Annotated in this window: 19 protein-coding genes and 1 pseudogene; 7 read left to right on the forward strand and 13 right to left on the reverse strand. The window is 70.4% G+C overall.

Annotated elements, in window-relative coordinates; all coding sequences use genetic code 11:
• Window positions 1-581 precede the first annotated feature (581 nt).
• Window positions 582-1,727 carry an acyl-CoA dehydrogenase family protein gene (locus FB384_RS12080; protein ID WP_183782745.1) on the reverse strand — a complete coding sequence of 382 codons (1,146 nt, stop codon included), beginning with the start codon at window positions 1,725-1,727 and terminating at the stop codon, window positions 582-584.
• 107 nt (window positions 1,728-1,834) lie between these two features.
• Between FB384_RS12080 and FB384_RS12085 the strand changes: the two are divergent.
• The 3 genes and pseudogenes from FB384_RS12085 to FB384_RS12095 form a co-directional block, all read left to right on the forward strand.
• A pseudogene (locus FB384_RS12085) lies at window positions 1,835-2,425 on the forward strand (TetR/AcrR family transcriptional regulator); the annotation flags it as partial.
• 128 nt (window positions 2,426-2,553) lie between these two features.
• On the forward strand, window positions 2,554-3,486 hold the full coding sequence (locus tag FB384_RS12090) for a carbohydrate kinase family protein (protein WP_183782747.1): 933 nt from the start codon (window positions 2,554-2,556) through the stop codon (window positions 3,484-3,486).
• Between the two features lie 191 nt (window positions 3,487-3,677).
• On the forward strand, window positions 3,678-4,991 hold the full coding sequence (locus tag FB384_RS12095) for a citrate synthase (RefSeq protein ID WP_183782757.1): 1,314 nt from the start codon (window positions 3,678-3,680) through the stop codon (window positions 4,989-4,991).
• 123 nt (window positions 4,992-5,114) lie between these two features.
• Here FB384_RS12095 and FB384_RS12100 read toward each other — a convergent pair whose 3' ends face one another.
• On the reverse strand, window positions 5,115-6,665 hold the full coding sequence (locus FB384_RS12100; protein WP_183782759.1) for a glycerol-3-phosphate dehydrogenase/oxidase: 1,551 nt from the start codon (window positions 6,663-6,665) through the stop codon (window positions 5,115-5,117).
• Entirely contained in the window at window positions 6,662-7,270 is a 609-nt protein-coding gene (locus tag FB384_RS12105; RefSeq protein WP_183782761.1) for a TetR/AcrR family transcriptional regulator, read from the reverse strand. The genes FB384_RS12100 and FB384_RS12105 overlap by 4 nt, the downstream gene beginning before the upstream one ends.
• Window positions 7,271-7,286: 16 nt before the next feature.
• Here FB384_RS12105 and FB384_RS12110 point away from each other — a divergent pair, with 16 nt between their 5' ends.
• A complete protein-coding gene (locus FB384_RS12110) occupies window positions 7,287-8,906 on the forward strand; it encodes an FAD-binding oxidoreductase (RefSeq protein WP_183782763.1) in 1,620 nt (539 codons plus the stop codon).
• Here FB384_RS12110 and FB384_RS12115 read toward each other — a convergent pair.
• The 3 genes from FB384_RS12115 to FB384_RS12125 form a co-directional block, all read right to left on the reverse strand.
• A complete protein-coding gene (locus FB384_RS12115; RefSeq protein ID WP_221212705.1) occupies window positions 8,896-9,444 on the reverse strand; it encodes a gamma-glutamylcyclotransferase in 549 nt (182 codons plus the stop codon). The two genes, FB384_RS12110 and FB384_RS12115, sit on opposite strands and share 11 nt — an antisense overlap.
• A 114-nt stretch (window positions 9,445-9,558) precedes the next feature.
• Window positions 9,559-10,830, reverse strand: a complete 1,272-nt coding sequence (locus tag FB384_RS12120) for a peptidase C39 family protein (protein WP_183782765.1) — start codon at window positions 10,828-10,830, stop codon at window positions 9,559-9,561.
• Between the two features lie 246 nt (window positions 10,831-11,076).
• The gene (locus FB384_RS12125) at window positions 11,077-12,699 is read right to left on the reverse strand and encodes a long-chain fatty acid--CoA ligase (RefSeq protein ID WP_183782767.1); all 1,623 of its coding nucleotides are present in this window, start codon (window positions 12,697-12,699) and stop codon (window positions 11,077-11,079) included.
• A 300-nt stretch (window positions 12,700-12,999) separates the two neighbouring features.
• Between FB384_RS12125 and mihF the strand changes: the two genes are divergently transcribed.
• Window positions 13,000-13,311, forward strand: a complete 312-nt coding sequence (gene mihF, locus FB384_RS12130; protein WP_183649502.1) for an integration host factor, actinobacterial type — start codon at window positions 13,000-13,002, stop codon at window positions 13,309-13,311.
• Between the two features lie 190 nt (window positions 13,312-13,501).
• Here the strand turns inward: mihF and FB384_RS12135 are convergent, their stop codons facing one another.
• The 3 genes from FB384_RS12135 to FB384_RS12145 form a co-directional block, all read right to left on the reverse strand.
• The gene (locus FB384_RS12135) at window positions 13,502-14,659 is read right to left on the reverse strand and encodes an isochorismate synthase (RefSeq protein WP_183782769.1); all 1,158 of its coding nucleotides are present in this window, start codon (window positions 14,657-14,659) and stop codon (window positions 13,502-13,504) included.
• A gap of 4 nt (window positions 14,660-14,663) precedes the next feature.
• Window positions 14,664-15,374: a 4'-phosphopantetheinyl transferase family protein gene (locus tag FB384_RS12140; RefSeq protein WP_183782770.1), complete on the reverse strand. Its 711-nt coding sequence runs from the start codon at window positions 15,372-15,374 to the stop codon at window positions 14,664-14,666.
• A gap of 152 nt (window positions 15,375-15,526) precedes the next feature.
• On the reverse strand, window positions 15,527-16,120 hold the full coding sequence (locus FB384_RS12145; protein WP_183782772.1) for a helix-turn-helix domain-containing protein: 594 nt from the start codon (window positions 16,118-16,120) through the stop codon (window positions 15,527-15,529).
• A 104-nt stretch (window positions 16,121-16,224) separates the two neighbouring features.
• Between FB384_RS12145 and FB384_RS12150 the strand changes: the two genes are divergently transcribed.
• On the forward strand, window positions 16,225-17,199 hold the full coding sequence (locus FB384_RS12150; protein ID WP_183782774.1) for an NAD(P)/FAD-dependent oxidoreductase: 975 nt from the start codon (window positions 16,225-16,227) through the stop codon (window positions 17,197-17,199).
• 248 nt (window positions 17,200-17,447) lie between these two features.
• Here the strand turns inward: FB384_RS12150 and FB384_RS12155 are convergent, their stop codons facing one another.
• The 4 genes from FB384_RS12155 to FB384_RS12170 all read right to left on the reverse strand — a co-directional run bounded on the left by FB384_RS12155 (window position 17,448) and on the right by FB384_RS12170 (window position 20,717).
• Window positions 17,448-17,774 carry a hypothetical protein gene (locus FB384_RS12155; protein WP_183782776.1) on the reverse strand — a complete coding sequence of 109 codons (327 nt, stop codon included), beginning with the start codon at window positions 17,772-17,774 and terminating at the stop codon, window positions 17,448-17,450.
• A 68-nt stretch (window positions 17,775-17,842) separates the two neighbouring features.
• Window positions 17,843-18,451 (reverse strand): TetR/AcrR family transcriptional regulator, encoded by a 609-nt coding sequence (locus tag FB384_RS12160; protein WP_183782778.1) that lies wholly within the window; start codon window positions 18,449-18,451, stop codon window positions 17,843-17,845.
• Window positions 18,442-19,971 carry an AMP-binding protein gene (locus FB384_RS12165; RefSeq protein ID WP_183782780.1) on the reverse strand — a complete coding sequence of 510 codons (1,530 nt, stop codon included), beginning with the start codon at window positions 19,969-19,971 and terminating at the stop codon, window positions 18,442-18,444. Before FB384_RS12165 ends, FB384_RS12160 begins: the two co-directional genes overlap by 10 nt.
• Window positions 19,968-20,717 (reverse strand): enoyl-CoA hydratase/isomerase family protein, encoded by a 750-nt coding sequence (locus tag FB384_RS12170; protein ID WP_183782782.1) that lies wholly within the window; start codon window positions 20,715-20,717, stop codon window positions 19,968-19,970. Before FB384_RS12170 ends, FB384_RS12165 begins: the two co-directional genes overlap by 4 nt.
• 83 nt (window positions 20,718-20,800) lie before the next feature.
• On the opposite strand from FB384_RS12170, the gene FB384_RS12175 reads away from it, so the two are divergent.
• A complete protein-coding gene (locus FB384_RS12175; protein WP_183782784.1) occupies window positions 20,801-21,256 on the forward strand; it encodes a GNAT family N-acetyltransferase in 456 nt (151 codons plus the stop codon).
• Window positions 21,257-21,278 lie beyond the last annotated feature (22 nt).

Consider the following 21,278-nt stretch of genomic DNA (forward strand, 5'->3'; position numbering starts at 1 on the left):
CGACGCCGACGCCGACGCCGACGCGACGCCGGACGGTCACGCGTGCCGACGTCGTGGTGCCGGACGGTTGGATCACAGGCGTGGGCGCCGACGTATCCGGCTCTGATCCCGACATCGCCGGGGCGAGTACGTCGACTGCACCGGGGTGCTCCTGATCCCGGGGCTCGTTGACTGCCATCGCCGAGGCGGGCCTCGGCGACGTCGGTGCGCTCGAGGCGGCTACCGGCGATGCTGCCCGGTTGTTGCGGCTCGATCAGGAGCGAGGCCGCATTGCTTCCGGCATGCGCGATTACTCGCGGCATGCGCGCCGACATAGCGCTGCTCGAGGGCGAAGGCGTCGAGATCGCCGAGCTCGCCTCGAGGATCCGCGGTGTCTGGCATCAGGGCCTGCCCGTGTGAGTGGGACGTTTCCGGTTCCCGTCCTGGCCCGCAGGAGCGGCACCGGGACTCAACACGGGCCCCGGAGAATGCAACCCGGCCCCCCAAGCCGCAACACGGGCCCCGGGAGCCGCAACACGGGCCCCGGGAGGCGCAACACGGGCCCCCGAGAGCGCAACACGGCGGTGTGGGCCCGTTACGCCTTACGCCTCCTTCAAGGCCCTCGCGATGACCATGCGCTGGATCTGGTTGGTGCCCTCGAAGATTTGCGGCACCTTGGCCTCGCGCATGTACCGCTCGACGGGGAAGTCGCGGGTGTAGCCGGCCCCGCCGAGGACCTGCACGGCGTCGGTCGTCACCTTCATCGCCGAATCCGTCGCGACGAGCTTGGCCACCGAAGCCTGCCGCTGGAACGGCATGCCGCGGTCGCGGCGCCGGGCGGCGTCGAGGTACATCGCGCGGGACGTCTCGACGGCCGCCGCCATGTCGGCGATCAGGAACTCCAGCCCCTGGTTCTCGATGATGGGCTTGCCGAACTGCTGCCGGGTCTTGGCGTACGCGACGGCCTCGTCGAGTGCCGCCTGCGCCAGTCCGACCGAGCACGCCGCGATGCCGAGCCGTCCGGACGCGAGTGAGTCCAGCGCGATCTTCAGTCCCGCACCCTCGCCGCCGATCAGCCGTTCGGCCGGCACGTGGGCGTCGCTGAAGATCATTTGCGCCGTCGTCGACCCGGTCAGGCCCATCTTGCGCTCGGGTGCGGCCGCTTCGAGTCCCGCCGTCGACGCGTCGACGAGCAGGCAGCTGATGCCCTTGCCGCCGTCGTCGGAGGTTCGGACCATCGTCGTGTAGAAGTCGGCCTGGCCGCCCGCGGTGATCCACGCCTTCGTGCCGTTGACGACGTAGGACTCCCCGTCGCGCCGGGCCCTGGTCGACAGGGCGGCGGCGTCGGACCCGGCGTGCATCTCGGACAACGCGTAGGCGCCGAGCAGCTCGCCGCCGAGCATGGCGGGCAGCCACTGGTCACGCTGCTCGTCGGTGCCGTAGTGGGCGAGCGCGAAGCACGACATCGTGTGCACCGACAGTCCGACGCCGACGGACATCCACGCGCCCGCGATCTCCTCGAGTGCCTGCAGGTACGTCTCGTACGGCACGTCGCCGCCGCCCCAGCGTTCGGCGTACGGCAGGCCGAGCAGGCCGGACTTGCCGAGCAGGCGGAACTGCTGCCTGGGGAAACGCTCGGCCTCCTCGTACTCCGCTGCGACGGGCGCCAGCTCGTCGCGGGCGATCTCGCGGGCGAGCGCGATCAGGTCGGCGGACTCGGTGTCGGGAAGGAGGCGTTCGGCAGGCATCGGTGGCTCCTCGGCTGGCTGCGTTGCCCCGAAGATGCCCTTGGGGCGAACTTGATACTGAAAACAGTACTGTAGTGGTGTTCTCAGTACCATTCTAGGCTCTACGTATGCCTCAGAACCAGACCCGGCGGCGAACCCGCCCCGCCACTGCCCGTCAGCAGGCGTTGCTCGCCGAGGTCGAGGAGTTGTTCCTGGCCGACGGGTTCCTCGGTTACACCCTCGACGACCTGGCAGGACGCCTTCGCTGCTCGAAGTCGACGCTGTACGCGCTCGCGTCGAGCAAGGAACAGCTCGCCGTCACGGTCGTCACTCACTTCTTCCGCGGGGCGACCGAGCGCATCGAGGCACGGGTGGCCACGGCGGCCGACGCGAGGGCGAAGATCCAGGAGTACCTGGCGGGCGTCGCCGAGGAGCTGGGGCGCGCTTCGGAGACGTTCATCGCCGACGTCGACACGTTCGAGCCGACCCGTGCCACCTACGAGTTCAACTCCCACGCCGCGGCCGACCGCATCCGTGCCTTCATCTCTCAGGGCGTGGCCGACGGCCTGTTCCGCGACGTGCACGGACCGCTGGTCGCCGAGTTCGCCGAGCTGCTGATCGAGCAGGTCCAGAGCGGAACCGTCAGGGCGCGCACCGGGTATTCGGATTCCGAGGCCTTCGCCGCGCTGTCCGATCTGCTGCTGGGAGGATTGCAGCGCGACGGCCGGTATGCCGGAGGTGGCGGGTCCGTGGGAGCCGACGGGGACGGTGGCGGCGGTCTCTCACCGGTCGGCGACGTCGGCGCCGCAGGCGACGGCGATTCCGAAGCGACGAAGGGAGTGCGGCGATGATCGTGTCCGGTGGCGAGGCACTGGTGGACCTGGTGCCCGCCGAGTCCGATCCGGACCTGCTGGCGCCGAGGCTCGGTGGCGGGCCCTACAACGTCGCGCTCGCGGCTGGCCGGCTCGGCGTGCCGACGGCGCTGCTCTCGCGGTTGTCGACGGACCGCTTCGGCGACGCGCTCGTCGCGCGGCTCGAGGCGTCCGGTGTGGACACATCGCTGCTGCAGCGCGGTCCGGAGCCGACGACGCTCGCTGTCGTCGCCCTCGACGAGACCGGTGCGGCGCGCTTCAGTTTCTACACCGAGGGCACTGCCGACCGGCTCGTCGCGGACCCCGGGCCGCTGCCTGCGACCACGCGGGTGCTGTCGCTCGGCACGCTCGGCATGGTGCTGGAGCCGGGTGCGAGTGTCTACGAAGCCGTGCTCCACCGTGAGGCCGAGCGTGGCGTGCTCACCGCGCTCGACCCGAACATCCGCGCCGACATGATCCGCGATCCGGACGCCTACCGGGAGCGGTTCGTGTCCTGGCTGCCGAGCGTGCGGCTGCTGAAGGTGTCCGACGACGACGCCGAGTGGCTCACCGGCGGGAAGTCGGTCGCCGAGGCGGTGGCGACGTGGCTGGACGCGGGAGTCGAGGCCGTGGTGCTGACGCGTGGCGGCGACGGTTTGTCGGTGTACACGGCCGACGGTGAGGCCGCGCGGGTGCCTGCGGCGGACGTCACGGTCGTCGACACGATCGGTGCGGGCGACACCGTGCTGGGGGCGTTGCTGGCGTGGCTCGCGAACCGCGGCGTGACGAATCTCGCCGCGATGGCGCCCGACGCCTGGTCGCAAGCGCTTGCGTACGCCTCGCGGGCGGCGGGTGTGACGGTGTCGCGCAGCGGCGCCGAACCGCCTACCTCGAACGAGTTAACCGACGACCAAAACGCCAGCGTGTGAACCTTGTCGCAACGGGTCGCTGTGGGTAACGCAACGGCTGCGAAAACGCCCTTATCTGGACTAGCGTAAGGGAGCATTCGTACCCCAGCGGGGCGGTGCGACGAGGCTGAAGGGCCTGTCGCGTACACGCGGTGACCAGCAGAACATGCGGTCGCCACCGGCCGGCCCGTGTGACCGTGAGAGGCATGTGCATGTCCGACGCGACTGCGGCGCAGTCCGAGGGCGAGAAGGCCGTGCTCCGCCTGCCCGATGGCGAGCACGACTTCAACGTTGTCCGCCCTGTTGACGGCGCCCCCGGCATCCAGCTCGGGAAGCTGCTGGCCCAGACCGGCTACATCACCTACGACCCGGGTTTCGTCAACACCGGGGCCGCGTCCTCCGCCATCACGTATATCGACGGTGAAGCGGGGATCCTGCGCTATCGGGGCTATCCCATCGAACAGCTGGCCGAGCGCTCGACGTTCGTCGAGGTGTCCTACCTGCTGATTCACGGCGAACTGCCGAACAAGCAGCAGCTGGAGGACTTCACCTCGAAGATCAACCGGCACACGCTGCTGCACGAGGACCTGAAGCGCTTCTTCGACGGTTTCCCGCGGGACGCCCACCCGATGCCGGTGCTCTCCAGCGCCGTCTCGGCCCTGTCGACCTTCTACCAGGACGCGCTCGACCCGTTCGACAAGTCCAACGTCGACCTGTCGACCGTCCGCCTGCTGGCGAAGGTCCCCACGATCGCGGCCTACGCCTACAAGAAGTCGATCGGCCAGCCGTTCCTCTACCCGGACAACTCGCTCGGTCTCGTGGAGAACTTCCTCCGCATGACGTTCGGCCTGCCCGCCGAGCCGTACGAGATCGACCCGGTGATGGCGAAGGCCCTCGACCAGCTGTTCATCCTGCACGCCGACCACGAGCAGAACTGCTCGACGTCGACCGTGCGGCTCGTCGGCTCGTCCGAGGCGAACCTGTTCGCGAGCATCTCGGCCGGTGTCATGGCGCTGTTCGGCCCGCTCCACGGCGGTGCGAACAGTGCGGTGCTGGACATGCTCGAGGGCATCAAGGCCGACGGCGGCAACGTCGACAGGTTCGTCGAGCGGGTCAAGAACAAGGAGCCCGGCGTCCGCCTGATGGGCTTCGGCCACCGGGTCTACAAGAACTACGACCCGCGCGCCAAGATCATCAAGAAGACCGCGGACGAGATCCTGTCGAAGATCGGCGGCAACGACGAGCTGCTCGACATCGCCAAGCGGCTCGAGGAGCGTGCGCTGTCCGATGAGTACTTCATCGAGCGCAAGCTGTACCCGAACGTCGACTTCTACACGGGCCTGATCTACCGGGCCATGGGCTTCCCGACACAGTTCTTCACGGTGCTGTTCGCTCTCGGCCGGCTGCCGGGTTGGATCGCGCACTGGCGCGAGATGATCGGGGACCCGGAGACGAAGATCGGCCGTCCGCGGCAGATCTACACGGGTGCGAAGGAGCGCGACTACAAGCCGCTCTCCGAGCGCTGAGTACGACAGCGCTGACTCGCGGTTCGCACACGAGGGCCGCCGCCGGTGAACCCGGACGGCGGCCCTCGTCGTGTCCGGCGACCGTTGTCGAGTGCGTGGCGAGAACCGCCTCGGGGTGCGGGGTCAGGCGAGGGTCGCCAGGCCTTCGGTGGTGCGGCCGACCAGGTCGGCGACGCGAGAGCGGGCCGCCTCGGCCTCCGCGGGTACCAGGCCGAGGCGGGTACGCCGGTGCAGCACGTCGTCGGCGTCGAGCGCGCCTTCGTGACGCGCGGCCCACACGACCTCGGCCGCGGTGATGTCGCTGCCGTCGCACACGGGCTCGGCCAACTCGGGGTCGACCTCGCCGAGAGCCGCTACCCGCGGGGCCTCGGTGCCGTACTTGGCGACCAGCCGTTGCGGCGCGTCCACAACGGACAGCCGGCTGCGGCTCGCGGCTCCGAACAACGGCAGCCTGCTCGTCCGTGACCGTCCGGCACGCAGGCCCGCCGACCGCACGGCCGCGTCGACGGCGTCCTCCGCCATCCTGCGGTAGGTGGTCAGCTTGCCGCCGACCACGGTGAGCACGCCGGTGCCGGGGTCGGTGAGGACGGCGTGATTGCGGGACAGGTCCGCCGTGGTGCCGTCGGCCTCCAACAGTGGACGCAGGCCGGCGAAGGATCCCAGCACATCCTCGCGGGTGAGGTCCCGTTCCAGTACAGCAGACGCGACACCGAGCAGGAAGTCCATATCGGACTCGGGAACGGTGGGGACATCCTCGGGGTCACCGTCGAGCGGTTCGTCGGTCAGTCCCAGGTACACGCGTCCCCCTGGCTGGGGGAGCAGCAGCACGAAGCGGTTCAGTTCGCCCGGAACCGGCACCATCACGGACGTCTCGCCCAGGCCCGTACGCTCGGCGTCGAGAACCAGGTGGGTGCCTCGGGAGGGTCGCAACCGCACCGACGGCGTCAGCGAGCCCGCCCACACGCCCGTCGCGTTGACGACCTGCTTCGCCCGCAGTTCCACAGTGGATCCCGTCATCGCGTCGCGTGCGACGACGTGGTCGGCGTGCAGCTCCGTGGCGGCGAGTCGCGTGAGGACATTCGCGCCGTGGGCGGCCGCCGTGCGGGCGATCGCCACCACGAGGCGGGCGTCGTCGGTGAGCGCCCCGTCGAACGACAGCAGTCCGCCCCGCAGGCCGGCGCTCCGGAGTCCGGGCGCGAGGGCGAGCGCCTCGGCCGACGGCACGGCACGCGGCCTCGGCAGCAGTGACGACGGGGTCCGCGCCGCCCGGCGCAGCGCGTCACCCGCGTGCAGTCCTGCCCTGGTGAGCAGGTGTCCGGGTTCAGTGGCCGCGTCGTAGGCGGGGAACAGCTGCGCCAGCGGTCTGGTCAGGTGCGGCGCGGTGCGGGTCATCAGCACGCCCCGCTCGACGGCGCTTTCGTGGGCGAGGCCGAGTTCGCCGTGGGCGAGATAACGCAGCCCGCCGTGCACGAGCTTGCTCGACCACCGCGAGGTGCCGAACGCCAGGTCGTGGGCCTCGACGAGTGCGACCGACAGGCCGCGGGAAGCCGCGTCGAGCGCGCAGCCGGCGCCGGTGACGCCGCCGCCCACGACGATGACGTCGACCTGCCTGCCGGAGGCGAGGTCGTGGAGTTCCCGCGCGCGGCGGCGGGCTGTCAACGAGGCCGTGATCATGGCTTGAGGGCTCCTTCGAGCAGGTGTGCGAGTTCGGTGAGCAGGGTTTCCGGGGCCACGCCGGTCTCGCCTGCGGTCGCGGGCCGTCGTGACAGCACGAACGACTGGAGCAGCAGCAACAGCGCGCGCGACTGCGCGGCCGCGTCGCCGGGCCGCACGGAGCCGTCGGCGTGACCTTCGACGACGAACATGTGCAGTCCCTCCTCGGCGAGCCGCTGTGTCGCGCCGAGGCGTTCGGTGACGTACGGCAGCAGCAGTTCGGCGTCGAGCTCGAGCACGGTGCGCAGCAGCGGATCGGTGCCGAGTCTGCGAACGCCCGCGACGGCGTGTTCGACGAGGCGGGACCGTGCGGTGCCGCCCGCGGGGATCTCGTCGGCCACGTGCTGCAGCAGCGCGGTGAATTCCCGGGTCATGAGGGTCGCGAGGACGCTGTCGACGTCGGGGAATCGCCGGTAGACGGTCATCCGCGACACGCCCGCGGTCTGGGCGATGCCGGTGAGCGTGGTGCGCCGGACACCGCCGGCGAGCACGCATTCCTTGGCCGCGTCGAGGAGTGTGTCGTCGGAGACACGGCCACCCGCACGGGTGTGACATTCCGGCTTCATGTGTCACACTCTAGTCGTGACCGACAGCATTGACCACCGCCTGCGAGGCGCCTGGACGCCCGACGGCGCCGACGCGTCCCACCTCACGGCCAAGGAGCTCCGCTGGCTGCGGAGCAGGATCGGCGACACCACCCCGAACGACCCGGTGGCGCCCGATTCCGCCATCGCGACGCCCCCGTCGCAGTTGCCTGAGCGTGCGCAGTCCGCGATCGCCGCGATCGTCGGTGCGGGCAACGTGCTCGAGGAGCCGCGTGAACGCCTCGAACGCAGCGGCGGCCTCTCGTATCTGGACCTGCTGCGGCGACGGCAGCCCGCCGCGGGTATCCCGACCCCCGACGCCGTCGTGCTGCCCGGCAGTCCGCAGCAGGTGCAGCAGGTGCTGGACGTGTGTGTCGAACACGACGTCGGGGTGGTGCCGTTCGGCGGCGGCACCTCGGTCGTCGGCGGCGTCACGGCGTTCAAGGGCGGCAAGAAGGCCGTGATCGTCCTGGATCTGGAACGCCTGAACCGGCTCGTGTCGGTCGACCCGATCTCGCACACCGCGGTGCTGCAGGCGGGGGTGCGTGCCCCGGATGCCGAGCGGATGCTGTCGGCGCACGGCTTCACCCTCGGCCACGTGCCGCAATCGTTCGAACGCGCCACGATCGGCGGGTTCGCGGCGACCCGTTCGGCCGGACAGGCCTCGTCCGGATACGGCAGGTTCGAAGACATGGTCACCGGCCTGCGGCTGGCCACCCCACGCGGCGAGTGGGAACTCGGCGTAGCCCCGGCGTCGGCGGCGGGACCCGATCTGCGGCAGCTCGCGATCGGAAGCGAGGGCACCCTCGGCGTCATCACCGAGGTCGCGGTGCGAGTGCGCCCACTGCCCGACACCGAACACTTCGAGGCGCTGGCCGTCGACGGCTGGGAACACGGCTGCGGGCTCGTGCGGCAGTTGGCGCAGCAGGGACTGCTCGCCGACATCACCCGCCTGTCCGATGTGGACGAGACGGCGGTGCAACTGCAGCTGGCGGGGACGTGGAAGACGAGCGTGCTGCGCCGTTACCTGGGCGCGCACGGGGTCGACGAGCCGTGCTTGCTGGTACTGAGCTGGCACGGGGAGTCGGACGACCGCCGCAAGAAGGCGATGCGGCTGCTGCGATCCGGTGGTGGCGTGTGGCTCACCTCCGCGCCCGCGCGAGCATGGCTGCGCGGGCGGTTCGGCGGACCACGGCAGCGGGACGCGCTCCTGGACGCGGGCGTGTGCGTGGAAACTCTCGAAACCGCGACGCACTGGTCGAAGCTCGGCACGCTCTACGACCGGGTGCGTACCGCGTTGCGGCGCGAGCTCGGCCACCCGTTGATCATGTGCCACGTCTCGCACGCCTACGAGACCGGTGCGTCGCTGTACTTCACGGTCCTCACGCCGAGGGATCCCGAGGATCCGATCGGTCAGTGGGAGCGCGCCAAGGCCGCGGCCTGCGAGGCCATCTCCGCCGACCGGGTCGGGACGATCTCGCACCACCACGCCGTCGGTATGGACCACGCGCCGTACCTGACGGCGGAGATCGGTGAGCTCGGCCGCGAGGTCCTCGTCGCCGCCAAGCGGGCCGTCGACCCGACCGGGGTTCTCAACCCCGGCAAGCTCATCGGCTGACGGGCGTGCCCACCGGGATCACGGTGACGTCGAGTCCGTGCGTGTCCGCGGTCTCGCCCGTCAGCCGGGCGGCGCCGTGCTGGGCCAGGTCGGCCGTCCGCACGGGTGCGCCGTCGACGAGCAGCGGCATGCCGCCCTCGCCCAGTCCGACGTAGGCGTACACCTCGTCCAGAGTGGACCCGTCCTCGAGCGTGATCCGTCCACTGTGGAGGCGCGCGAGGTCGTAGGCCTTTCCCCGTGCTTCGCAGACGTCGAGTGCCTCGATCTGGCCCGGCGTCGCGAACCACACGGCGTGCCACTCGGTGACGCCCGGCGCCGAGGTCAGGGTCGCGGGCCGCTGGTCGTCCCGCGGTCGCAACCCGGCAGCCCACACGGCTGCGAGATCGTGGCACTCGGCACTGGCGACGACCACCGGGCCGGACAGGCCGAGTGTTTCCCGCAGCCACGTGATCTTCGAAGGGCACACGTTCGAGCCGTACGCCAGCACCGGGATGCGCTCGGCGTCCGCGCGTGCGGCCGCGAGCGTCTCGGCCGACAACGCGTACCCCGCGCCGTCGTGGTGGACGTACGAGTGCGACGGCCGGGCGCCCGGATACGGGTCCTCCGGGTATTCGTCGTCGTGGAAGATCGGTTCTCCGGAAATCAGGATCGCTCAGCCCTCGATGATGTACGCGACGCCGCCGCTGCCGCTCGCGACCTCGCCTTCGGCGTCGTAGCGCTTGGTGCGCTGCCAGATCGTTTCGAACTGCTCGCGATCGTAGACGCGCCGTACCTGGTCGTTGGACTCGGACGCCGGGTCGTTCGCGATCACGTCTCCGTCGGCGGTGAAGCCGACGACCACCATGAGGTGTCCCGCGGTGCCGTACCCGGCGCCGTCGAGCTCCTTCTCCAGGAACGACTGCGACGTGATCACCGGGATGCCGCGTGCGATGTAACTCTCCAGCTCGGCCAGCGAGTGCAGGCGCGTGATGTGGCCCTTCAGTCCGTACTGCGAGGCGTAGGCGGTGTTGAACGGCCAGTTGCCGGTGCCCTCGTAGGCGTAGTCGTAGGTGTGCCGCGCCGCGTGCGCCACGCTCTTGTCGGGGTAGTCCGCGGGCAGCCAGGACAGCTGCTCCTCGGTCGGCTTCGCGCCCCAGTACTCGGCGACCATCGTCGTCGACGTCGGGCTGCACCACGCCTGGCCGCCACCGCCGTACTCGGGATAGTTGCCGCGGTGGACGTTCTGCGCGTACGTCGGCACGTCCAGCTCGATGCCCGCGGCCTCGCCCGGTTCGGTCAACTCCGGCTCGAACCGGTCCGGTACGTCGGAGGTCATCGCTCCGACCTGCGTGACGACCGGCGAGGCGTCGGAACCCTCGGCGCGGTACAGCGTCACGCGCAGCCGGTAGGCGCGCAGCGCCACACCGTCGGCCGCCGACAACGTGTCGGTGTAGACGGCGGCGTGCTCGTCCGACTGGCCCGTGACACTGGTGCGCTCGATGTCGCCGTCGCCGTAGGCCCACTTGCCGAGCGTGTACCAGGACGTGTCGTCGCCGCCCGCGGTGCGCGCCTGCGCCTGCACCTTCAGCCAGGTGCCCTCCGGGGTGTGTGCGTTCCAGGACGAGATCAGTTCGGAGGCGTCGAACCCGGGTTCGTGGACCGGTGACGTCCAGGTGCCGTACTCGTAGCCGTTCTCGGAGCCCGCGGGCTCGCTGATGCGCATGCCGTCGGCGCCGGGGCGGACACCGTCGCGCTCGCCCGATGCGAAGTCCTGGGCGCTGCTCCAGCCGTGGTAGTCGATGGCTTCGTCCTCGGAGGAAGGGTTCGCGGCCTGCGCCGGCGTCTCACCGGTCGGCAGGGCGGGAGCCGAGGCGGTGGCCGTGGGCTGCAGGATCACCGAGGCCACGATCGCCGCCGTCAGCACCGTGGAGAGTCGTCCGCGCATGGCGAGTCATTGTTATCGCCGGACAGTGGCGTGTAAACCGCGCATGGACCGTTCGGCCCACGTCGTGCGTCCCGCTTCTCACCCTCCGTGCCCGTCGCGGTTCGGGGAGAACGCCCCAAGGGCACCTTCGGGCATCGAACACGGCCACGCGTAAGCGTGCCCTTGAGAGGCGGTGGCCGGGCCGGCGGGCGGGAGCCGCGAAGGTGCCCTTGGGGGCATCGAGCCCTGGGTCGGGTGGGTGATCGCCTAGAAGTGCCTGATGTCGAGCTTGCCCTCGGCGTGGTCGGCGCGGATGCGCTTCTTGTCGAACTTGCCGACGCTCGTCTTCGGCACCTCGGGGATGAACGTCCAGTGCTCGGGCAACTGCCACTTGGCGACCTTGTCGCGCAGGAACTCCCGCAGCTCCTCGGCGGTGACGGTGTGGCCCTCCTTGACGACCACGGCCACCAGCGGGCGTTCGTCCCATTTCTCGTCGGGCACGCCCACGACGGCCGCCTCGGCGACTCCCTCGTGCGCCATGACGTCGTTCTCCAGGTCCACCGACGAAATCCACTCGCCGCCCGACTTGATGACGTCCTTGGACCGGTCGGTCAGCGTCAGGTAGCCGTTCGGGGTGATCTTGCCGACGTCGCCGGTGCGCAGCCAGCCGTCGTGGAACTTCTCGGGGTCGGAACCCTTGTGATAAGCCCCCGCGATCCACGGGCCGGCCACCTCGAGCTCACCGACGCTCTCGCCGTCCCACGGCACCTCGTTGCCGTCGTCGTCGATGAGCCGTGCCTGCACCGAAGCCGGGAACCGCCCCTGCGTGTAGCGGTAGTGCCACGCCTCGTCGCCCGACGCCCCGCGCGGCGGGCGGGCGACGCTGCCCAGCGGCGACGTCTCGGTCATGCCCCAGGCGTGCAGCACCGGAACGTTGTACTGCTCCTCGAACGCGTGCATCATCGCCGGCGGCGCGGCGGACCCGCCCACCACGACCTCGCGCAGGTGGGAGATGTCCTGCGGGTTGGCCTCGAGGTGCTGGAGCAGGCCCTGCCAGATCGTCGGCACGGCGGCGGCGTACGTCGGCTGCTCGGTGGCCAGGATCTCGGCGATCGGCCCCGGCTGCAGGAATCGGTCGGGCATGACCAACGACGTGCCCACCATGAACGCCGCGTACGGCACGCCCCACGACATGGCGTGGAACTGCGGCACGATCACCAGCGCCTTGTCCGTGTCGGCCAGCCGCATGCTGTCGGACATGCACACCTGCATCGAGTGCAGCCAGATCGAGCGGTGCGAGTAGACCACGCCCTTCGGCTCACCCGTGGTGCCGGAGGTGTAGCACATCGCGGCCGCCGACCGCTCGTCGATCACGGGCCAGTCGAACTCCGCCGGCTGGGCGGCGAGGAGCTGCTCGTAGTCGTGGACCTGCACGCCCGCGGGAGCCTCGACGGTCTCCGGGTCACCGTTCGCGACAACGATGTGACGCACCGTGGTCATCTCGGCGAGCGGCTTGTTCAGCAGCGGGATCAGCGTGCCGTCCACGATGATGACGTGGTCCTCGGCGTGATCGGCGACGTACACCAGCTGCTCGGGGAACAGGCGGATGTTCAGGGTGTGCAGCACCGCGCCCATGGCCGGAATCGCCATGTAGGCCTCGAGATGCTCGGCGTTGTTCCACATGAACGTGCCGACGCGCTGGTCGCCCGTCACCCCGAGGCCGCGCAGGGCGTTCGCCAGCCGCGCGGCACGGTCACCCACCTCGGCATAGCTCCGTCGGCGCGTATCCGATCCGGTCCACGTGACCACTTCGCTCGTGCCGTGCAGCGTGCTTCCGTGCTTCAACAGGGTGGCGATGGAAAGGGGGGCGTCCTGCATCGTGCTCAACATTGAGGCTCCCGTGGTTCTTGCGGTGAACGCGGATTCAGCGCGAGCCTAACCGTAAGGTGGACATGGGAGCAGGTGCTGCGGAATAACAGTTGCGCCTAGTGACGGACCACAGCTCGAACGCCTCGACCTGCATGCCTCGGACGGGGGGTCATCGCGTGTCGATTTCGCGGACGAAGGGGTCGTGGCGTTTACTGGGCCCGTGGTAAGAGACGGCCTGGCCAGCGCTTGCTCGGGCAAGCACCTGGGGACCCGGGTTGTCGCCGCTGCACAAGCGGCACCCGAGAAGAAAGGAAAGGTACGTTGGCTCTGCCTACGTTGACTCCGGAACAGCGGCAGGAAGCCCTGGCCAAGGCGGCCGAGGCTCGTAAGGCGCGCTCGGAGCTGCTTGCGTCGATCAAGGACGGTTCGGAGAGCATCGAGAAGGTGCTGAACCGCGCCAAGGACGACAAGACGGTTGGGAAGACCAAGGTCACCCAGCTGCTGAAGGCTGTTCCCGGGCTCGGCGCCGTGAAGGTCGCCGCGCTCCTGGAGCAGGCGGGCATCGACCCTGACCGCCGGGCCGCAGGCCTCGGCGACCGTCAGCGCGAAGCTCTCATCAGCGCTCTCAAGTGACGCCCCGCGTCCGTGGGTGGTTCGCCTCGAGGCGTGCCACCCACGGGCCGTCGCGTCCTTTTCCCGCCGATTTTTTGCGAACCGGGTTCGTTTTCCGGTTCGCCCATTCGTCGACGTTTCCGTCGATGATCCGAAGCCGGTTTCCCGGCGATCGCTGTCTTTCCGCGCGTCCCGATGGGTGGCGCAGGCGTCACCGTGGGCGTGGATCGCCCGAGAGCGCGTCGGCGTCGAGCCCCATCGCGCGGCCCAGCGTCGCGAATTTCGCCGACGTCTCGTCCAGCTCGGCGTGCGGATCCGAGTCCGCGACGATGCCGCCACCCGCGTACATCCGCAGTGATGCCGCGCCCGCGTCGGCACAGCGGATCGACACGGCCCACTCGCCGTCGCCTTCGCTGTCGACCCAGCCCGTGGCACCCGCGTAGTAGCCGCGGTCGAACGGCTCCAGCTCGCCGATCAGTCGCCGTGCGGAGGCGACGGGCGTGCCGCAGATCGCAGGCGTCGGATGCAGGGCCGACGCGAGATGTAGCGCCGTCGTCGCAGGGTTGGCCAGTTCGCCGGTGATGCGTGTGCCGAGATGCCACATGGCCGGAGTGCGTTCCAGTGTCGGTTCGGCGGGCACGTCGAGGGTGGCGCAGAACGGGCCGAGTGCCTCGGCGACGGCCTCGGTGAGAATCGTGTGCTCGAGGAGGTCCTTCTTCGAAGCCAGCAGGGTTTCCGCGTTCTCCGTGTCGGTGGCGGCATCGCCCGAACGGGGCATGGACCCGGCGAGCGGATGCGCCACGACGCGGCTGCCGCGCCGGGAGACGAGCAGCTCCGGGCTCGCGCCGAGCAGCGTCCGGCCGCCGGGCAGGTCCGCGGCGAACACGTAGCCGTGGCGGTGGTCGAGCACCAGGTTCCGCACGATGGCGGCGACGGGCACGTCGCGGGCGAACTCGACGTCGAGGGCCCGCGCGAGAACGACTTTCCGCAGGTCACGAACGGCGAGTTCGGTGACCGCGGTGCGCACGGCCGCGGCGTGGTCCCGTGGTTCGGGGACAGCCCGTACCGCCGCGGGCGCCCCGACGCGTTCCCTGGAGAGCCGATCGACGTCAGGGTGGGCAGGGCCAGCGGTGTGCACCGTCCGTGGGACGACGAGCCGCGCAGGGGTGCCGGATGCGGCGTCGTAGGGCAGGACGCCCGTCGCGATGCCGCCGCGTTCGGCGAGGGCGGCGGACACCCGGTCCGCGAGCGCCTGCTCATCGGTCCCGGTGATCTCGTCGGCTGTGCCCTGGGCGAGGACGGTGCGGCGCGCGGTGGTGAACAGGAAATCGCCGCGCCGATAGTGCTCGACAAGGCGCGCGGCGTCCATGTCCTCAGTGTCCCAGCGCGGCGGGCCTCGGGCTCCACCAGTGCTCTGTGATCTCCAGCTCTTCGCCGGTCAGGACGGCCACGGAGGCGTCGTACCCGTCGCCGGGGCGCAGGGAGGCGAGCCGAGTGGTGGCAGGGTCGAGTGCGGGCGACTCCGAGGCCACGAGGCGCGCCGGCTCGCCGGGTTCCGACAGCGTGAGGCTCGTCAGCCCGATGCGCAGTCCTTTCCCGGTCGCCTTCATGAGGGCTTCCTTGCCGGTCCAGTAGCGGAAGAACGCGCGGGTGCGGTCACCGTCGGCAAGGCCGGCGACGGCGGCGCGTTCGGCGTCGGACAGGGCGTAGTCGAGGAGCCCGTCGTCGGCGTGCCGTGTCGTCGCCTCGACGTCGAGTCCCAGCTCGGCACCGTCGGTCAGGGCGAGGCCGACCCGGTCGCCCGCGTGGGAGATCGACAGCCGGAGTGTGCTGCCGGGGATGCGTGGCGGGCCGTGCTGCTTGTCGCAGTCGTCGCAGGCCGCGTCGAACACCACGTCGGCCGCGGGCGTGCCGAGTCGTTCGCCGATGAGGGTCTTGGCCATGACCCGTCCGGTGAGGAACCGCCGACGGTCGTCGGATTTGCGGTACGCCGAGTACCGGTCCCGTTCGACGTCGGTCAGGAGCCCGCGGTGTTCGGCGGTGTCGTCCACCGGAACCGCCCACCACACGGCACACGTGATCATGCCGAAAAGGATAGCGGCGCGGAGCGCCTCGATGGGGGGTGGCGGTTGGGCGACGGGCGGGCCTAGCGGCGCGGAGCGCCTCGATGGAGGGTCGGCGGTTGGGCGAGGGCGCGGTCACGTGAGTGCCCCGGGGTGGTCGATCGGGCGGACCGTCAGGTGTCGAAGGTTCCCTTCGGGGCCGCGCGGAGGTGGGCACGTTCACCCTGGGTGCCGAACAGGCTGAGGAACTCGACGGGTTCGCAGTCGGCCGAGCCGAACCAGTGCGGTACGCGGGTGTCGAACTCGGCGGCCTCGCCGGGGGTGAGCACCAGGTCGTGTTCGCCGAGCACGAGCCGCAGCCGCCCGTTGAGCACGTAGAGCCATTCGTATCCCTCGTGCCCCTGCGGCTCCGGTTCCGGCGGCGCGTCGCATCCGTTCAGCACGATCTTGTACGCCTGGATCCCGCCGGGCCTGCGGGTGAGCGGCAGCATCGTCATGCCGTGCCGGGTGACCGGACGCAGGTGTACGCGCGGATCGCCGGTCGGCGGTGCGTCGACCAGTTCGTCGAGCGCGACGCCGTAGGTCTTGGCCAGTGGAAACAGCAGTTCGAGCGTCGGCCTGCGGGCGCCCGATTCGAGTCGCGACAGGGTGCTCACCGAGATGTCGGTCCGGTCGGACAACTCCGCCAGCGTCAGGCCCTGCCGCGTGCGCAGTGCGCGCAGTCTCGGCCCGACCGCGTCCAGTGCCTGTCCCAGCTTGTCGTCCATACCCGCGATTTTGCCACCCCGGCAAAGAACTTTGCCACACAACGTGGCAGCGGTGCAGAGTTGCCCGTGGAGGTATCCGCAGGCAAGGAGACGAGGAGGACACGGTGACAGAGCAATGGGAAGGCGACTACGACGTCGCGGTGATCGGGGGCGGAGCGGCCGGGCTCAACGCGGCGCTGATGCTGGCTCGCGCACGTCGCAGCGTGGTCGTACTCGACGCGGGGGAGCCCCGTAACGCACCCGCGGACGCGGTGCACGGTCTGCTCGGCAGGGAGGGCGTTCCGCCGGCCGAACTGTTGGAACGTGGCAGAGCCGAGGTGCGCGGCTACGGCGGCCGGGTCGTGACCGCGGAGGTCGAGGCCGTGTCGGCCGGCGACGACGGACGGTTCATCGTGTCGACGTCCGGAGGGCGGTCGGTGCGGGCGCGCCGGGTGCTCGTGACGACCGGTCTCGTCGACGAACTGCCCGACATCGCCGGGCTGCGCGAACGGTGGGGGCGCGACGTCGTGCACTGTCCGTACTGCCACGGCTGGGAAGTGCGCGATCGGGCCATCGGGGTGATCGCGAACGGGCCGATGGCGCTGCACCAGGCGTCGCTGTTCCGGCAGTGGAGCGCCGACGTGGTCTTCTTCTCCCGAGGTATGGAGCTGACCGGCGACCAACGGGAGCAGCTTCTCGCGCGGGACATCCGCATCGTGGCCGGCGAGGTCGACGCACTCGTGATCGACGACGACCGGATCACGGGCATTCGCACGGCCGGTGGTGAGACGGTCCCGAGGGACGTCGTGGCCGTGGGGACCCGGATGACGGCACGGGCGGGATTCCTGGCCGGACTGGGACTGCGGCCGAGGGAACACCCGTCGGGGGCGGGCGATCACCTGCCCGTCGACGTGCGCGGCGAGACCGAGGTGGCCGGAGTGTGGGCTGCGGGCAACGTCACCGACCCGTCTGCGCAGGTGGGCAACGCCGCGGCGGCCGGCGCGTTCGCGGCCGCGCAGCTCAACGGCGATCTCGTGGGAGAGGACACCCGGTTGGCGGTCGCCCGGTACCGGGACGCGGCCGTCGCGGCGACCGGCTGACGGCTCCGGGCTGCGAACACCCCGGGAGGGCACAGGAACCGACCGGCAACGCTCACCGGCCACGCGGACGGTCACGTGCCGGGTGGCCGGTGGGCGAGGCGGTGCGCTCGTACTGGTGCGTTCGTATTACGAAGATTCGTTCTTGGTGCTTGTACTGCAGGATCGCGGACCTGCCGGCGACGCGGGCGCATCACCGCGACGCCGGAAAGCCCGGCCGCTGACCGGGCGCGACCTTCAGGGACCGGTGGTCAGGACCGGTTGCCCTGCTTGATCGCGAGGGGAACGCCCGCCAGATCCTCCTCGTTGCAGAGGATCTTCAGGTTGTAGTACGGGTATCCGTCGCGATCGTCGTAATCGAGGTGGATGGCGATGACGTCTGCGGGTTCGCCGAGCCACCGCTGCGCCTCGCGGAGCCAGGTCGCGCCGCGCTCCAGAGCGGCGGGAAGATCGTCGTCACGGAACTCGACGGGACGGTAGGGCACATCGTGGATGTGGTCCTGCGGATCGGTGGGCGTGGGAAGCCCGGGCGCGACGCCCTCGTCGTTGAGTTCCAGGTGGATAGTCTGTTCACTCACCCCACGAGCGTCCCCCAGCTGCCGCGTCAGAGCAAGCGCCACCCCCTCCGCGCTGGGCCGATACGCCCTCATCGGGGCTGTCGCGGCGGTGCGCCGACCATGCGCCGCGCGAGGTCGGCGTAGTGGTCCGCGAGGTCGCTTCTGCCCAGCTCGCCGCCGGGAGAGAACCACCGGGCCACGCCGTTGCACATGTCGAGCAGTGCCAGCCGTGTCGTCGCGGGCCGGGTGGTGGTGAACACACCGCTGTGCAGGCCGTCGTCGATGGTGTCCGACCACAGCTTCTCGTACGAGTCCCGGATGCCGACGACGTCCCGCCGGGACGCGGGCGTCAACGCGTCGACCTCGTTGTCCACGACTCGGGTGCGCATCGGCTCGCGTGCGTGTCGGGTCACGTGCAGCGCCACGAGCCGGTCGAGCCGTTCGACGGGGTCGTCGACGCCGTCGAGCTCACCGAGGGCGGCATCGAGCAGGCTCTGCAGCGAGGTGCGCATGATGTCCGCGAGCAGCCGCTCCTTCGTGGGCATGTAGTGGTACAGGCTGGCCGACGAGAGGTCGGCGGCCTTGGCGAGGTCGCGGATGCCGGTGCCATGGAACCCTTTCGTGGCGAACAGCCGCACCGCGGCGCGGTGCACACGCTCCCGGGCAGGCCTGCCGCCGGCGGGTTTCGTCACAGCCATGCGCCCGCCTTCCGGTCGTAGGCACCGGTGCGCTGATCGCCCTGGCGCAGCTGTCCTTTCGCGACGCGCTCCGACGGGGTCATCGGCAGCTCGTCCACAACGGACCAGAACCGCGGTACCTTGAACCGTGCGAGTTTCGTCTCGCAGAACTCGGCGAGTTCCTCCGGATCGTGCTCGGTGCCGAGCACCACGTACGCCTTGACCTCCTCGCCGCGCAGCTCGTCCGGCACGGCGACGACCGCGGCCGCGGTGACGCCGGGGTGCAGCAGCAGGGCGCGCTCCACCTCGTCGGCCGCGATGTTCTCCCCGCTGCGGCGGATCATGTCCTTGGTGCGGCCGATGAAGAACACCCGGCCCGCCTCGTCCATGCGCGCGAGGTCGCCGGTGTGGAACCAGCCGCCGCGGAACGCCTTCGCGGTCGCGTCCGGATCGTCGTGGTAGCGATGCATCAGACCGGTGCCGCGGATCAGCAGCTCGCCCTCGCTGCCGCGGGGCACGGGGACGCCGTTCTCGTCGGCGACGATCACCTCGCGGTGTGCCGCGGGACGCCCGATGCAGCCGCTGCCGACCAGCTCGTCGTGATCGCCGGGGTACATGCGGATGTCGCCGCCGGTCTCGGTCATGCCGAAGGCCTCGTACCACGGCACACCCCACCGGGCCTCCAGCTCGGCGTGCAGTTCCGGCGGGATGGCCGAGGCCGTGATCGCGCGTACGCGGTGGTCACGGTCCTCCGGTTGTTCAGGCATCCGCAGCAGCAGCGTCGGCATCAGGCCGAGGCAGTAGAACCACGTGACGCGGTGCTCGCGCACCTTCTCCCAGAAGGTCGACGGGTGGAACCGGTCCAGCACGACCAGGGTCGCGCCGGACCGCAGTCCCAGCGCGACGTTCCACTGTGGATCGATGTAGTGGAACGGCTGTGCGGTGAGCATGACGTCCTCGGAGGAGACCGCGGGGAACGCGGTCGCCAGGTCGTCGGCGAGCGTCGTCCAGTAGCGGTGCGGCAGCACGCAGCCCTTCGGTGCACCCGTCGTGCCCGACGTGTACTGGATGTTCGTCGGCGTCTCCGGGGTGGGGACGAAGCCGGGTGCCGGCCCGGCACCGGTGAGCTCATCGGTCGTGACCACCTCCCGCAGCGCGGTGCCGGGAGCGACGGTCCGCAGCAGGCCGGCGAACTCCTTCGACGTCACCGCCAGCGACGCGCCCGAGTGGGCGATCACGTGGCCGCCGTCGAGTTCGCGGTACCCGGTGTTGACGGGCACCATCGCCGCGCCGAGCCGGGCCAGCGCCAGCCACAGCAGCGGGAACTCGGGCCGGTTGTGCAGCATGACGGCCACCCGGTCGCCCGCTGCCACCCCGCGATCGGCCAGCGCGGCCGCGAGCAGGCTCGTGCGCCGGTCGACGTCCGCGAACGTCAATGTCTCAGGGGCGCCGTCCTGCCCGGTGTCGTCGAAGATCCATGCGGGCTTGTCCGGCCAGGTCCTGGCCGCTGTGGTGACGAGCTCGACGAGATGCGTGCTCATCGGGACCGGAACTCCTCCGCGCTCCTGTCGACCTCGGGAGTGTGCTCGGTGAGCAGGGCGTGCGTGACCTCGAGTTCCAGCACGGTCTCGACCGCGGCGTCGACGCCGTGGTCCAGTGCGCGCTTGGCCAGCGTCACCGAACGGGGTGGTTTGTCCGCCAAGGCCGAGGCCAGTTCCGTGACGCGGCTGTCGAGCTCGTCGCGCGGCACGACCCGGTTGACCAGGCCCAACTCGGCGGCGGCCGCGGCGTCGATGCGCTCGCCCAGCAACATCAGTTCCTTGGCCTTGAGCGGTCCGACCAGCAGCGGCAACAGCCGGGACGCCGCGCCGGTGACGCTCAGCCCGAGGCCGGCTTCCGGGAACGCGAACGCCGCGTCGTCGGCTGCCACCACCAGGTCGCAGCCCAGCGCGAATTCGGCACCCGCGCCGATCGCGTAGCCGTGCACGGCGGCGACGACGGGTTGCGGCAGGCCGCGGAGTCTGCGCGTGACGTCCTGCAGGCGTTCCAGTCGTGGCCGCGAATCGCCTTCGGGTGCGGGTTCCTTGAGGTCGTGCCCTGCGCAGAACGCGCGTCCCTCGCCGGTCAGCACGACCGCGCGGACGTCGGTGCGGACCGTCAGCGCGTCGAGTGCGGTGAGCAGGTCGTCGACGAGTTCGGCTGTCACGGCGTTGAGCCGCTCGGGGCGGTTGAGGCGGACGACGGCCACGCCGTCGGCGCCGGAGGTGTCGAGCTCCACGGTCGGCATGCCGCAACCCTAACGGCCCGATCAATCGATCGATAGACCAGAAGGGTGGCATTTCCGCACTGACCTGTGCTGAACTGCATGTCATGCCGGTACGTGATGCGACACCCGACGACGTCGAGGACATCTGCCTGCTCATCGAGGAGCACGCTCGTTACGAGGGCAAGGACGACCTCGCGCTCGACCGCGGCGACATGACGAAACACCTCTTCGGGCCCGAGCCGAAGGCCTGGGTGGTGATCGCCGAGGTCGACGGCGAGGCGGGCGAGCGGGTGACGGCCGGCATGGCGCTGTGCGCGTGGACGTTCCCCAGCTGGGACGCCAAGCCGGGCGTGTTCCTCGACGATCTGTTCGTCAAGCCGGAGTTCCGCAGGTACGGCCTCGGCAGGGAACTCATGGCCGAGCTGGGCAGGCGCACCAGTGGACGCGTCGAATGGGACATGCAGATGGGTAACGCCAAGGCCGAGGCCTTCTACGCCTCGCTCGGCGGCAAACCGGTCGAGGGCTGGGTCAAGTATCGCTGGCTCCCCGACCAGGAGTGAGGCTCGGCCGCCGGTTCCATCG

Origin of the sequence: Prauserella sediminis, assembly GCF_014195435.1 — a bacterium.
Classification (GTDB): Bacteria; Actinomycetota; Actinomycetes; order Mycobacteriales; family Pseudonocardiaceae; genus Prauserella; species Prauserella salsuginis.

What these genes read in the sequence shown, in the direction of transcription:
- FB384_RS12080 (WP_183782745.1), bottom strand. Translation starts at nt 1,727, where the DNA reads ATGCCTGCCGAACGCCTCCTTCCCGACACCGAGTCCGCCGACCTGATC.
- FB384_RS12090 (WP_183782747.1), top strand. Translation starts at nt 2,554, where the DNA reads ATGATCGTGTCCGGTGGCGAGGCACTGGTGGACCTGGTGCCCGCCGAG.
- FB384_RS12095 (WP_183782757.1), top strand. Translation starts at nt 3,678, where the DNA reads ATGTCCGACGCGACTGCGGCGCAGTCCGAGGGCGAGAAGGCCGTGCTC.
- FB384_RS12100 (WP_183782759.1), bottom strand. Translation starts at nt 6,665, where the DNA reads ATGATCACGGCCTCGTTGACAGCCCGCCGCCGCGCGCGGGAACTCCAC.
- FB384_RS12105 (WP_183782761.1), bottom strand. Translation starts at nt 7,270, where the DNA reads ATGAAGCCGGAATGTCACACCCGTGCGGGTGGCCGTGTCTCCGACGAC.
- FB384_RS12120 (WP_183782765.1), bottom strand. Translation starts at nt 10,830, where the DNA reads ATGCGCGGACGACTCTCCACGGTGCTGACGGCGGCGATCGTGGCCTCG.
- FB384_RS12125 (WP_183782767.1), bottom strand. Translation starts at nt 12,699, where the DNA reads ATGTTGAGCACGATGCAGGACGCCCCCCTTTCCATCGCCACCCTGTTG.
- FB384_RS12135 (WP_183782769.1), bottom strand. Translation starts at nt 14,659, where the DNA reads ATGGACGCCGCGCGCCTTGTCGAGCACTATCGGCGCGGCGATTTCCTG.
- FB384_RS12140 (WP_183782770.1), bottom strand. Translation starts at nt 15,374, where the DNA reads ATGATCACGTGTGCCGTGTGGTGGGCGGTTCCGGTGGACGACACCGCC.
- FB384_RS12145 (WP_183782772.1), bottom strand. Translation starts at nt 16,120, where the DNA reads ATGGACGACAAGCTGGGACAGGCACTGGACGCGGTCGGGCCGAGACTG.
- FB384_RS12160 (WP_183782778.1), bottom strand. Translation starts at nt 18,451, where the DNA reads ATGGCTGTGACGAAACCCGCCGGCGGCAGGCCTGCCCGGGAGCGTGTG.
- FB384_RS12165 (WP_183782780.1), bottom strand. Translation starts at nt 19,971, where the DNA reads ATGAGCACGCATCTCGTCGAGCTCGTCACCACAGCGGCCAGGACCTGG.
- FB384_RS12170 (WP_183782782.1), bottom strand. Translation starts at nt 20,717, where the DNA reads ATGCCGACCGTGGAGCTCGACACCTCCGGCGCCGACGGCGTGGCCGTC.
- FB384_RS12175 (WP_183782784.1), top strand. Translation starts at nt 20,801, where the DNA reads ATGCCGGTACGTGATGCGACACCCGACGACGTCGAGGACATCTGCCTG.